Below are 15,239 nucleotides of genomic sequence, written 5' to 3'. Positions count from 1 at the left end.
GTCAGTACTCCTCCTCTAGTTCGTTTGCAATACTCTCCAGTTCGAATTCGGATAATTGGTTATCTTGGAGCACTTGGGACAGCTTATTGACCATTCCAGTATGTTGGACTAGTGCCACAGCCTCTTGGATCACTTCATTAAAATAATCTGCTGCTCTTTCCACGCTACTCTGTGAAAATTGACGGCTGCTATACATCCATTTCAAATGAAGTTCTCCACCTGAAATCCAGCACACCACATCAATCAGATGACCTCGTTCATTATCTGAACCCCAGTCAAGGCTCGTATACTCTTCCGTTTCCTCAAATCCGGAATATTTGCCGGACGTCTGGTATTGACCCAGATAATTAAAGCTGGCTATGGGTGCTACAGCATTCTGAGTTAACACGGGATGGTGCTTCAAATAGCGCAAAATGCCATAATCCATGCCTTTGTTCGGAATACGGAGAAGCTGCTCCTGAACATGCTTGATCAGTCCGTCTACTTGATGAACACCACTGAGATTGACGTACACAGGATACATACTGGTAAACCATCCAATCGTACGGTTCAGGTTCAGATCCTCAGCGATCTCTTCACGGCCATGCCCTTCAAGATGAATCCATACATGGTCGCTTGCACTCCAATTCGCTAACGTGCTGGCAAAAGCAGCAAATAAGACCTCATTAACCTGAACATGCAACTGCCGAGTAACTTCCTCTCGCAATACAGTCGTTGGCTCCACCTTCAACGTTCTGAGGACAACTGCCGTATCTACTACCTGATTGCTACCTTGTGCATCGTCTAATTTAAGCTGGAATTCATGCCGTTTAATCTGCTCACTGACATGTGTCCAGTACTGCTCAACTTGTTCGGGAATGTTATGGTTTGCATAGTCAGCCAATCGCTCTGACCATTTCAAATACGATGTTGTTTTTAACGGAAGACGAACTTTCTGCTGGGACGCCAGCTTCATGTAGATATTCTCCAGATCCTCCATTAAAATTCGCCACGATACACTGTCCACGACCAGATGGTGAATTACGATTGCCAGTAGATCTGGCCGTGTGGAACCCATACGCATGTAAAGGGAATGCCACAATGGGCCTGCTTCAATATCCAAACTGGACTGAATCTGATTCAATTCAGACGTTACTGTCGCTTGGATATCCGCATCCTGTACATGAGATAAATCACGAATCGTAAGTTGTACCTCGGTACCTGAGTCACGACAGTTCTGCGTCCATGCTTGTTGTTGGTCGTCCAGGCTAAACGTCATACGCAATGCATCGTGATGAGACTCCAGCAGCTCTAGCGACTGGTGCAGGATATCCAGCTGCAATGGCTCTCCTACCTTGATCACTACGGACTGATTCCAGTGATTCGGGCTCGCATGTTGTTGTGCAAAAAACCATTCCTGGATCGGAGTTAGCGGCGCTGTACCAGTCACTGATCCCTGATCTTCATTTAAGCTCCGTACCTCTCCAGCCCGAACAGCAAGTTCGGCGATGGTAGGATAGAGGAAGACCTGTTGATTTTTGAGAGCAATGCCACGCTCATTCGCTTTGAAAATCATCTGGATACTGACAATAGAGTCGCCGCCTAGCTCGAAGAAATTATCTGCCACACCGATCTGTGTAACCCCCAGAACCTCACTCCAGATCTCACACAGCACTTCTTCAACAGGTGTACGAGGCGTTACATGATTCTCCTTATTTTCATTCTCTTGTGTATTCGGTTCAGGTAATGCTTTGCGGTCTACCTTTCCATTCGGTGTAAGAGGCAACTCATCAAGATGAACCCAAGCGGCTGGGATCATATACTGTGGCAGCTTTTGCTTCATATAGTTCCGAAGCTCTGACACCATCTGCTCCTGCTCACCCTGTAATGTAAAATAAGCGACCAATTGTCTGCCTGTACCTGCAGTCTCTCTTACCTGAACGATGGCAGAATTCACGGCTGGATGCCCTGCCAACACGGACTCAACCTCACCCAGTTCAATTCGGAAGCCACGAAGCTTCACTTGGTGATCTGCCCGTCCAACAAATTCCAATGTGGCATCTGTTCGATAACGAACCAGATCCCCCGTTCGATACAGACGCTCTCCAGCCTTGAACGGATGTGGAATGAATGCCTCAGCTGTTAGCTCTTCGCGGTTGAGATAACCAACAGCCAGTCCTACACCACCAATATACAATTCACCCGGTACACCAACCGGTACCAGATTACGCTGACGATCCAGCACGTATAACTCGGTATTGGGCAGAACACTCCCGATGGAAGGAGCCACATTCAGCGTATCTGCCTTCTTCGGGGCTACCGTTCCTGCTGTACAGAGAATGGTATATTCTGTTGGACCATAATGGTTCGTATATTCAAAAGGCAAACCAGCTGGCGGTTGAACCTGAAGCCGATCTCCACCAGTCATCATTGTGCGCAGTGATCCATCGGACGGCCAGCGTTGATCCAAGAGCTGTTCTGCAATAATAGGAGATAAGAAGCAACGGGTAATACCTTCGGCGTTAATCCGCTCTCGAATCGCCTCTGCATCCGCAACGATATCCTGCTCCCAAATATGAATACTCGCCCCAGCACTTAGGAATGGCCACACCTCTAGAATCGAGGCATCGAAGCCCATCCGTGCAGCTTGTGCAGCGCGATCACGTGGGGTTACGTTATACCGCTCGTGATGCCAACGTGCAACGTTGAGGAGACCGCGATGCTTGAGCACAACACCTTTGGGCAGACCCGTCGAGCCTGATGTGTAGATGATATAGGCTGCATCGTCCGGCGTTGCCGTTATCGAAGGATTGTTGTCATTACCACTCCTGAGCCACGTTTCCTCCTGATCAATACAGATCGTTTCTGCCGTCCATTGCAAACGATTCATCAGACCAGACTGTGTAATCAGTAGTGGAACACGAGCATCCTGCATCATATATTCCAGTCTTCCTTCGGGATAACTCGGATCGAGTGGAACGTAACATCCTCCGGATTTGAATACAGCAACCATCGCAGTCAGCCATTCAGGAGAACGATCAATATAGACACCTACATTGGTACCAGGAACAACGCCTCGTCTGCGAAGCTCATGAGCCAGTTGATTCGCTTTACGGTTCATCTCTCCATAACTTAACTGCTCATTCAAGTAAGCTACTGCCAGTTGATTAGGTGCACTTGCCGCATGCATCTCGAATAGTTCATGTATACATTGCTCAAGGGAGTAATCCCGCTCAGTGCAATTCCATTCCACTAACAGAAAATTCTCTTCTTCCTTGGATAACAAAGGTAAATGGCTAATAACCTGTTCCGGCGCACTTGAGATACCTTCCAGTAAAATGTGTAGATGCCCTACCATCCGTTGGATGCTATGCTGATCGAACAATCCTGTATTGTAGATCAATTCTCCCGATATACCTTCGCCGATTTCCTCCATAATCAGAGACAGGTCGAATAATGCAGTTGTGCTTGCCTGCTCTACTGAAGTCACCTTTATGTTCGGAAGTCGAATATCATCTCCAGGTGCATTCTGTAATGCAAAAAACACTTGGAACAGCGGAGTGTAGCTCGGTTCACGATCAGGCTGGAGTTCGCTTACGAGCTTCTCAAACGGCACATCTTGATGCATGTAGGCACCCAGTGCCATTTCCTTCACCTGGGACAACAACTCTCGAAAACGTAAATCATCCGACAGGTGTGCGCGCATCACGAGTGTATTCGCAAAGAAACCGATCAGCCCCTCGGTTGCTTCTTGGTTCCGGTTCGCAATCGGTGTACCTACCGTAATATCCTCTTGCTGACTATAACGGTATAAGAGCACATTCCACGCAGACAGCAACAGCATGTATAACGTTACTCCTTCACGGCGGCTTAGCTGCTGCAAGGATTGGAGTAGAGAAGGCGCTAGCGTGAAACGTACCGCAGCTCCATCAAATGTCTGAACAGCAGGACGCGGGTAATCCGTCGGCAACTGCAGTACCGATACCCCCAGTAATTGCTGCCTCCAGTACTGCATCTGTTGTTCCAATATTCCATCCGCAATCCACTTTCGTTGCCACACCGCGAAGTCAGCATAATGAATAGGTAGCTCTGGCAATACCCGTTCTGCTATATTGCTCAATCCAGTAGATCCATCCAATCCAGCAGATACACCAGTTTCGTCAATTCCATCAGCAATGACAGCTGAACCATCCAAAGCGGAATACAATTCACCCAATTCCCGGGCAAAAATACTCATAGACCAGCCATCCGATATAATATGATGCATCGTCACACTAAACAGATATTCTTGCGGTGCAATCTGAATTAACAATGCGCCCAGCAGTGGGCCTTCCTGCAGTGAAAAGGCTTGATCGCGATCTTCATCAATCCTGTGAAGCGCCTGTTCAAGCGGATTAGAATGACCCTGCCAATCCAGATAAGTAAACACAGAAGGTAACGTCGGTAAAATGTGCTGCACCGGATCTCCGTTTGATCCAGATAAAAAGCAGGTACGGAGCGACTCATGCCGCTGTATCAATTTCGCTAAGCTATTCTCAAGCAGATCTGGCCGCAACTGCCCATGAATTCGCCAAAGGGAAGGAATATGATAACTGCGATTGCCTGGGTACATCTGTTCAAAGAACCACATCCGTTGCTGTGCATAGGACAATGGCAATTCCTGCTCCCGAGAAATCCTAACAATCTCTTCAGGGGCAATTCGTTCTTCCTGAATTTCCTGAATCTCACGAATGGACTTCGCCATCTGCGAAAGCACCGGACGTTGAAAGACTTGGGCAAGTGGATACTCAATGCCAAACAGCTTCTTCACCCGAGATACAATCTGTGTTGCTAGAAGGGAATGACCCCCAAGCTCGAAGAAATGATCATGCGCACCAATCCGCTGTAACCCCAACACGTCCGACCAGATTCCCGCCAGCATCTCTTCCACCGGATGACGCGGAGCCACATAGTCCTGTGCGCCATACAGTTCACTTGGCGTTGGTTCAGGCAGAGCTTTCCGATCCACCTTGCCGTTTGGCGTTACAGGGAATCGATCCAGTACGACCCATGCCGCAGGCAACATGAATTGTGGCAGCTTCGGCTTCATATATTCACGTAGCTCGTTGACGAGTACGACAGTGGCTTTGCCACGGGAGGACTCCGGCTGAGTTGCAATGTAAGCAACCAGTTGCATCCCTGTTTCACCAATCTCCCGTGCCTGCACAATGACGCTATGTACAGCTGGATGACCCACTAAAACCGACTCGATCTCACCCAATTCGATGCGGAATCCCCGGATTTTCACCTGATGATCCGCACGACCAATGTAGCTCAAGGTGGCATCCGCGTTGTATTTCACCAAGTCTCCGGTTCGATACAAGCGCTCTCCTGATCGGAACGGATGTGCCACAAACTTCTCGGCATTCAGCTCCTCCCGGTTCAAGTACCCAATAGCGACCCCAACCCCACCAATGTACAGCTCACCGGGCACACCCCGAGGTACAGGATTCTGGTAAGCATCTAACACATACAACTGTGTATTCGGGAGCGCACCGCCAATCGATGGAGGGGTAAAGCTGCCATCCTCTGCCTCCACCGTAGAAACAGTACTGAGAATCGTACACTCCGTTGGTCCATAGATGTTCACGTAATCAAAGGTGAGATGCGCGGGTGGACGCATTTGCAATCGTTCACCACCTGCGAGCAGTGCTCGCAATGCCCCATCCTGCGGCCAGGTAAGCGGCAGCAGTTGCTCTGCGACCACTGGAGGCAGGAAGCAGCTCAGTGTGATCTGGTGATCCAGCAACCAGTGTTGCAATCCCTCCGGGTTCAGCACAATCTCTTGCTCCATCAGGTGCACACTGCCTCCGGAGCAGAGCAACGGCCAAGTTTCCAGCAAGGAAGCGTCAAAGCCCATCCGCGCGATCTGAGCGCCGCGGTCTGCCGGGCTTGTCCCAAACCGACCCTGGTGCCACAAAACAACATTCAGCAAGCCTTGATGACGAAGGATTGCCCCCTTAGGCTGTCCTGTAGAACCCGATGTATAGATCACATAGGCTGGATCTTGCGCAGTTGCCCATGGCTCTGGATTAGCTCTGTACTCACTGTAATCACTGTTTTTACTGCTCTCAAGATTCTCGCCGCTATCCCACGTTCCCCAATGCGATTCCCGATCCAAACAGAGCACCTCAACTGATGGCTCTATAGTCAACCGGTTCAGCACTTGCGAATGGGTCACCAACAGCGGGACATTGGCATCCGCCATCATATAAGCCAGTCGTTCCTCTGGATAGGTCGGGTCGAGCGGCACATAGCAGGCTCCTGATTTGAACACGCCGAGCATGGCAACCAGCCAGTCAACGGAACGCTCCGTGCAGACTCCCACATAACTCCCCGGATGCGCTCCCCGCTTACGGAGAGTATGCGCCAAGACATTCGCTCGTTCATTCAGCTCACCATACGTGATCTGCCGATCCTTGTCCGTTGCAGCGAGTGCTTCGGGTGCTCTAGCTGCTTGCTCTTCTACCAGCTGATGTACAAGACAGCTCCAATCATAGGCTTGATCCGTCTCATTCCAATCGACTAGCAATTGGTGGCGTTCTGGGGCAGACAATAGCTCAAATTGATCCAAAGTCTGCTCTGGATTAGCCATGGCCTGTTCAAGAAGCCGCTGGAAATGACCTACCATGCGAGCCACCGTTTCTTCGTGAAACAGGTCGGTATTATATTCGAATAAGCCACGAAGTCCGTCGTGATTCTGCTCCATCGTCAGCGACAGATCGAACAAAGATGTTCTCCAATCCACCTCTATTGCTCCCACCTCAAGCGTGTCCAACTGTAGAGTGACATCATCGTTCTCTTCCATCGTGAACAACACTTGAAATAGTGGCGACACACCCGGATCTCGATCGGGTTGAAGCTCCTCGACCAGCTTCTCGAACGGTAAATCCTGATTTTTGTAAGCTAACATTGCCTCGTTCTTCACTTGCTGCACCACTTCAGCAAAACTTGTATTTCCCTGAAGCGAAGTTCGCAGCACGAGTGTATTCACAAACGATCCAATGAGAGGTGTGACTTCATGTCGTACCCGATTGGCAATAGGTGTACCTACAGCAATGTCCTCCTGCTGGCTGTAACGGTACATTAGGGTTTTGAACGCAGATAGAAAGATCATGTAAAGTGTCACTTTATGCTCACGACTGTATTGCTGGAGAGACTTCTCCAGTGTAGATGAGAGGCTAAATCTAGCATGATCTCCCCGATACGTCTGTACAGAAGGCCGGGGGAAGTCAGTTGGAAGCTGCAGCATCTGTACACCGTCCAGCCGCTCCTTCCAGAACTTCATCTGTTCACTTGCCTGCTCACTCTGGAGCCAGTCTCGTTGCCACACCACATAATCACTGTATTTGATATCAAGCGGGACAAGTGTATACGAATCTCCCTTTGCCAGCGCGGAGTACAGCGCTGTTAACTCCTCGGACAGCAGACGGATCGACCAGCCATCAGATATAATGTGATGCATATTGACGAGCAGTACATGATCATTCTCGCCAACCGGGAGAACAGCAGCCCTGAACAACGGACCTATTCCAAGATCAAAGACACGATTCTTCTCCTGCTCCACACGCTCCACAATCGCCTGTTCAACCTCTTGTTTCTTATCCAGGGATAACCGTTCCAGCTTGAACTGCAGCTGAGGCTGAATCGATTGAACAACTTGACCATTCATATTGTGAAACGTAGCGCGGAGTGAATCATGACGATCCACAATCACCTGAAAACACCGCTCAAGCACTTGCCAATCCAATGAACCACGAATACGCCAGTTTAATGAAATGTTATAACCGACATTCACTGGATCGAACTGATGTATGAACCAGAGTCGCTGCTGTGTATATGAAAGTGGGAAGTACTTCTTCTCACCTTTCTTTTGCAAAAGCGCTTTGAGTAGTTCTCTCTTTTGTTCCATTGAGGTCTCAATTTTATCCAAGATGCTGATCCTCCTCTAATAGAGCTGCGAGTAATTCCTCGACTTCCTTCTCAGTTAATGCATCCACAACGATATCCGTAGTCTGTTCGCGTTGGATTGCTGAGAGCGGTGTTGACGTCAATTGCCAGTCATGGTGCGTTTCCTCGATATATGTTGCCAGTTCATGAACGGTAGGATGGTCAAAAATATCACCCAGCGGAATTGAGATATGGCAAGCCTGCTCTATCTGGAACAGGAATTGTGTAAGCTTCAACGAATGTCCGCCGATCTCAAAAAAGTGATCATGGATTCCCACTTGTTCCAGTGACAGCACATTAGCACATATCTGGCATAGCAATGCCTCCAAATCCGTGGTTGGTTCAACATAATCATTAGAAGGCGTAACATGTGATTCATCAGGTTCCGGCAAGGCTTTACGATTGATTTTGCCACTTGGCGAGAGCGGCATAGAGTCCAGCTCGACCCAAAGTGTTGGGATCATATAGTAAGGTAGCGACTGGCGTGCAAACTCTCTTAGTTCGGACACCGTAACCTGCAATCCACTTTTGACTACAAAATAACCTACCAGCTGTTTGTCCCCAGGCACCGCTTCGTTCACAGTAACCACCATGGAATCCACGGCAGCATGCTGGTGCATGTACTGCTCGATCTCATGCAGCTCAATGCGGAAGCCCCTGACCTTCACCTGATAATCGGCTCTCCCCAAATACTCCACATGTCCGTCTGCTCGATATTTGGCTAAGTCTCCCGTCTTGTAGACACGTTCTCCCGATCTATAGGGATGCGTAATAAACTTCTCCGATGTGAGCTGCTCCAAGTTGTGATACCCACGTGCAAGCCCTTTGCCGCCGATATGCAGCTCACCAGCTACTCCGATCGGAACCGGATTCAAGTATGGATCAAGAATATACAGTTCTGTATTATCAATCGGCCGGCCCAAATCTACGGTATCTGCATGCGTCAGATCTCGAGCAAGCGACCAGACGGTGGTTTCTGTAGGACCGTAGAGGTTGAAGATTTTCCCTTGGAATCGGCTCTGTAATTGTTGCAGCAGAGCCATCGGTAGTGCTTCCCCGCCTAACATAATTCCGGTCATTCCACTTAACCGTTGCTCCATCTGCTCATCGACCCATATCTGTTGCAGACGTGAAGGCGTAAGCTGCATCCAATCTGGTGACGTACGCGCTAGAAACTGGTTCAGCGCATGAACATCCGTCTGCTCTCTACCTGAAGCCAGAGCTACTTCCATTCCAGCAATAAGTGGCACGAGTGCCTCTAGAGCAAATATGTCAAATGATACGGTTGTCAGCGCAGCAATGCGATCACCCGCCTTGAAATCAAGCAGTCGGATCATGCTATGGGCAAAGTTAGCAAGTGCTTCATGGGTGATTTCCACACCTTTAGGTCTGCCTGTGGAACCCGAGGTATACATGATATAAGCCAAATCCTGCAGGTTCGTGAATGAAAGACGATCCTCATCCTGGTAATTCGTTTCCATAGACGGCACTGACATAACATGACCTGTGTAATCCTGTGGAACCTGCATCGAACCATCACATAAAACAAGACTGGCTCCACTGTCGCTTAACATATAGCTAATCCGATCTGCCGGTAGGGCAGGATCAATAGGAACATAAGCACAACCTGATTTCATAATGCCAAGTATGCCAACCATCATCTCCATGGAACGTTCCATATAGAGAGCGATACAGCCACCTGACTGCACACGCTCAAGCAATCGAATGGCTAGCTGATTACTCCAGCTCTCTAATTGCTGATAGGATATACCGTCTTCTCCAAAGGTGAGTGCAGTCTGAGCTGGCGTCTGCATAGCCTGCAAACTGACCAATTCCGGCAATGCAACTCTTCCCGGGAAGCTCCGTTCCGTCTGATTCCACTCCTGAATCATAAGCTGATGCTCTGCCTCTGACTGAATCGAAATATCTTTTAATTGAAGCTGAGGTTGTGCAACAACTGTCTCCAGTAGTGTTACGAGATGATCCTTCATTCTTACAATGGTTGCTTCATGGAACAGATCCGTATCGTACACCCATTCCCCCGTTAATCCGTGCTCGGTTTCCTTAAACGTGAGGGATAGATCAAATTGAGCAATGCCATAATCGATCTCGCGTAGTTCCATATTGAGATGAGGCATAATCACCTTCTCATCCGGTGTGTTATGTAGTGCAAAAAACACTTGAAAGAGCGGTGAAGTCTCTCTCTTCCGTTCCGGTTGCAGCTTCTCAACTAATTGCTCAAATGGATACTCCTGATGGGCATAAGCCTCAATGGATACCTTCTTCACCTGTGCTAACAGATCCAAGAATGATTGCTCTGGCGAGACATGTGTACGGAGAACGAGTGTATTCACAAAAAGTCCGATGAGCTCTTCGGTCTCAGGCCAGTTTCGATTCGTAATGGGAGAACCTAGCGCAATATCCTCCTGATATGTGTAGCGATACAACAACACATTGAAAGCAGATAACAGCGTCATATACAAAGTCGTTTCTGCCGTTTCACATACACGCTTCAAATCGTTGTTTAATGAATCACTTATATGAAACGCAATTGTTTTCCCACTTCGCTTATTCTGCTGCTTAGACTTACTTCTATCTGTAGGCAAGGATAAAGGTGTCAGATCAGCTAATTGCTTTACCCAATATTCCTCATGTCTGCCAAGAACATCGCCACTTAACCATTGCCGCTGAATATGGGCATAGTCTTCATACTGCACCTTTAACGGTTCAAGCGACGTAGGACGGCCCAGCAGGTAATCTCCGTACAGCAAGCCTAGTTCCCTAACAAATAGCTGAGCGGACCATTCATCGGATACAATGTGATGCATGTTGAGGAACAGCAGGTACTCCTCTTCCCCTAATCGGAACAAACGCAAACGAACTAATTGTCCTAAGGTCAAATCGAAGGGGCGCATTACCTCCTGCTCCATCCATTGTAGGGCTTCGCTATGAGTAACAACTTTATCTTCATACGTAAGAATTGAATCGTCAGCAGATATAGGTACAGTTGCATAACCAGGTTCTCCGCCGATATTCGGATACTTACTCCGAAGGATATGATGCCGTGATAGGATTTGATGAATTGCTCGTTTCAGTGCATCAAGATTCAGCGATCCCCTCACATCCCACACATAGGGCATATGATCACTGTAGGAATCCTGATGAAGCTGATGTGTGAACCAGAAGCGCTTTTGGGCAAAAGAAGGCTCTGGCTTCGCTAGATTAGATTGGGCTAGCAGCGCTGGTCGCAACTCCGATTCATTACCATTCAACAGTCTGCCATCAATAAGCTCTGATACGCCCGCAATGGTTGGTCGCTCAAAGAACTCTGCAATCGTCATATCAATAGGATAGGACTGTCGAATACGAGAAATAATTCTTGTAGCTAATAGAGAATGCCCTCCAAGCATGAAAAACGGATCATGTAGCCCAATCTCACTCAGTCCAAGGACATCAGACCATATGGCAAACACCTGTCGCTCCGTAGGCCGATATTCCGAGAGGTTTCGCTTCAAGGAATCCTCATGTTTTCTCTCAGGCAAAGGCAAAGACTTTCGATCCAGCTTGCCATTAGGCAACAATGGGATATTGTCTAGCTCCATCCAGAAGGAAGGCATCATATACTCAGGTAAGCGATCTTTCAAAAAAGCATATAGTTCCTCTGTACTCACTGCACCGGTGCGAGGCATTTTGGGAACATAATAGAGCACTATCCTTTTGTCATCCGGCGAAAATTCATGAACCGTTGCTACGATATTTTTCAGTAAGGGATGCTGGGATAATAAAGCTTCAATCTCACCAAGCTCGATGCGGAATCCACGGATTTTGACCTGATTATCGATACGACCTACGATCTCCAGGCAACCATCGTGATGATAACGTACTAGATCACCGGTCTTGTACATACGAGCCCCCGGTTCAAACGGGTTGTCCAAAAATACGGAACGATTCAAGTCAGGTTGTTGCAAGTATCCATAAGCCACGCCTTCTCCACCGATGTAAAGTTCCCCGGCAAACCCAGGCGGCATAAGTTGCTGGCGCTCATCAAGCACATACATCCGAGCATTAGGAATAGCGTATCCCGCTGGAATGCGGCCATATTCCTCTTTCATCTGGCTCATGTCAAACAATGTGGTCGTAACCGTTGCCTCTGTGGGACCATACGTATTGATCAACCGGATCTGATCTCCGGCTAGCTGAAGCCACTTTTGGTAAATGACCATAGAAGGTTGTTCGGCATTAAGCAACACCATACGCAGGTTATCAGGCAAAGGAAATCCGAATTCTCCGCAGTCCTCAACCCAACTATGCCAGAACGCAGTAGGTAGGCTTAATACGCTGATGTGCTGTTCAATGATATAGTTCGTAAAATCCGAATCTGGATATCGATATGGATCAGGGACAAATACAACCGTTGCACCACTCAGCCAGAACGGAAAGATTTCTTCTATCGTGGCATCAAAACTAATCGGTGCAAATTGTAAAACTCGATCCGCTGATGATATGTCCAAGGCATGAATAATGGAGTACAGATAACCGGTCAATGAGCGGTGACGAATCGCTACTCCCTTCGGAAATCCGGTTGATCCCGATGTGAAAATAACATAAGCAAGCAGATCAGCGTGTGCCTTGTGCCGGTAGGTCATAGCTTGAGAAGCAATGCTGTCCTGTTCTGTCCCTAAATGAATCTTGGTTACGTCACTTCCCAGTTCGAGGTCTGCCTCATCTATAATTAAAAATCCTAGCTCGGCTTGCCCTGCCATATATTCCAGCCGACTTACAGGATAACTGATATCAAGTGGCACATAGGCTCCACCACATTTCAGAACAGCCAGCTTGGCCACAGCCATATGTATGGACCGACTCATATATATGCCAACATGATCACCAGGAACCACACCCCTGGTCTCCAAATAATTCGCCAGCCGGTTAGACGCTTCCGCAAGCTCACGGTAACTCAAGCGGGCATCCAGTGATTCCACTGCTATCGCATCCGGTGTACTCTGGGCTTGAAGATCAAAAAGCTCATGTACACATTGATCCTGAGGAAACTCAAGGTGCGGCGCAGACCACTCCGATAATAGCTGCTCTTTCTCGTATGGGGTCAAAAAAGATACCGTATCTACATCCAGGTCAGGCTGCTTAGCAATCTGAGCAAGCAACGATACAAGATGCTCACGCATGCTGCTTATCTTGTCCTCATCTAACGTACTACCATGATTTAATAGCTGTACGTTACACGAAGCCTCTGTCACATTCCATATCAGCTCAGCAGAAAATGAATGTGCAGGCGATAATCGCGTATTAGCTTGGGCTGGCTTCGATTCTTTCCTGACTAACCCTAGCGCATCCTCAATGTTGAAAAATACTCGCATCGTCAAAGTATCAGAACACTTCTCCGTTGTGGCATTCCCCTCTGTCCAAGACTCCAGACACAGGCTAGCTTGTTCAGCAATCTTTCTAAACCGTTCATTAATCTGAGTTAATAACTTCGAAAAGGAGATGTCTGTTGTAAAAACGGTGTTTACCGAAATCATATTCTTCAGATCGTCTCCAGAATACGAGGTGTAATCCGTTGCTTCATCCCGCGGGAAAACGAGAGCGATATCCACCTCATCCTTACCGGAATATCGATGTAAGAGAACCTGTACAGCTGCTAGTATCATCATGCTCATAGAGGTATCCTGTGCCTGGCATATCCCCCGCAGCTCTTGTATTAATGAATGATCCACATCCAGAAAGGAGATGCTCCGTTCAGAATAAATCAACTCTATCCGCTCCCTTGACTATGATGATCCATTACTCGAATGGAGGTATCTGTCTCATTGAAATCTACCGACATTAATCAGCAAGGATATGTTCGCCTGATGGACGAAGATCTTTATTCATTTTCTTTTCCTTAAGTCGATCACGATTCTCCCGTTTATCCTTCAAGGTCTCAGCTCCACTATTTCTGAAGGCTTCCCTCTTGGAATATCTCTCAAGCTCATCCGGAACGAGACTTTCCTGTTCATCCCCGTTGTAGAAGCTAGAGACGCCTGTCGTTCGATAGGCAACTGAATTGCCATAATATGCATCGAAGTAGCGATCTGCTGTGCCCTCTTCATAGTTGCGAGGCTCAGGGTAGGCTGTAATTACACCTTCAAAGTTCCGTAGAATGGTTTTGCCAGGTGATTGAGAAACGATGTAGTTAGGCTGAACCGGAATTTTGCCCCCACCGCCTGGAGCATCCACCACAAAGGTAGGTACGGAATAACCCGAAGTATGTCCTCTGAGAGACTCCATAATCTCAATTCCTTTGGAAATCGTTGTCCGAAAGTGACCAATTCCCTCCGATAAGTCGCATTGATACATATAGTAAGGACGAACTCGCATCTTAACGAGGTCCAAATTTAGTTTCTTCATAATGTGGCTGCTATCATTGATTCCTTTGAGTAGTACCGACTGATTGCCCAATGGAACACCTGCATCTGCTAACATCTCACAGGCTCTTCTGGCTTCGTCTGTAATTTCAATTGGTGTATTAAAGTGGGTGTTAAGCCAGATGGGATGGTATTTCTTAAGCATGTTGCACAGATTCTCGGTAATGCGTTGTGGAAATACAACTGGGGCTCTCGTGCCGATTCGGATGATCTCGACATGTGGAATTTTGCGTAGCTCACTGATGATGTACTCTAGAATCTTGTCATTGACCAGCAATCCGTCGCCTCCAGATAGAAGCACATCCCGCACGGCTGGTGTGTTACGAATGTAGGCAATCGCATCTTCCATCTGTTTCTTGGGAACTCCCATTCCGATCTGACCAGAGAAGCGTCTTCGTGTGCAATAACGGCAGTACATCGAGCATTGATTGGTAATTAGGAACAGCACCCGGTCAGGATAGCGATGGGTTAACCCTGGAACTGGTGAATCATCATCTTCCGCAAGAGGATCTTCGAGGTCGTAACTCATCATCTTCATCTCTTGGGATATCGGAACACTCTGCTTACGAATAGGGCAATCGGGGTTATCTGGATCCATCAACATAGCATAATAAGGCGTAATATTGAGTGGAATCGTCTGAGCGGAAATCCGAACGCCTTCTTCTTCATCCGGTGTTAGACGAATAACTTTCTTGAGTTGATCCACAGTTTTGATTGTATTGGTCAGTTGCCATATCCAATCATTCCAGTCCTTCTCTTCGACGTTCTCCCATAATTCGACTTCCTGATAGTGTCTTCTGTGCTGGGCGGCTTTATCTGGCATTTCACGTTGAGTGTACAAAAACATCT

Annotated in this window: 3 protein-coding genes; all 3 read right to left on the bottom strand. The window is 47.9% G+C overall.

Annotated features, from left to right (window positions below):
- Window position 1 precedes the first annotated feature (1 nt).
- On the bottom strand, window positions 2-7,951 hold the full coding sequence (locus M3636_RS26190; protein WP_251384482.1) for a non-ribosomal peptide synthetase: 7,950 nt from the start codon (window positions 7,949-7,951) through the stop codon (window positions 2-4).
- A complete protein-coding gene (locus M3636_RS26185) occupies window positions 7,944-13,736 on the bottom strand; it encodes a non-ribosomal peptide synthetase (protein ID WP_251384481.1) in 5,793 nt (1,930 codons plus the stop codon). The genes M3636_RS26190 and M3636_RS26185 overlap by 8 nt, the downstream gene beginning before the upstream one ends.
- A gap of 73 nt (window positions 13,737-13,809) precedes the next feature.
- Window positions 13,810-15,213: a lysine 2,3-aminomutase gene (gene kamA / locus M3636_RS26180; protein WP_145409845.1), complete on the bottom strand. Its 1,404-nt coding sequence runs from the start codon at window positions 15,211-15,213 to the stop codon at window positions 13,810-13,812.
- Window positions 15,214-15,239: the final 26 nt, after the last annotated feature.

Source organism: Paenibacillus sp. MER 99-2, from assembly GCF_023714095.1.
Taxonomy (GTDB): Bacteria; Bacillota; Bacilli; order Paenibacillales; family Paenibacillaceae; genus Paenibacillus.
The sequence above is the reverse complement of the archived record's forward strand: the minus strand, read 5'-3'. Positions and strand labels throughout refer to the sequence as shown.

Coding starts and splice junctions, on each gene's coding strand:
- kamA (WP_145409845.1), bottom strand. CDS start 15,213: ATGCCAGATAAAGCCGCCCAGCACAGAAGACACTATCAGGAAGTCGAA.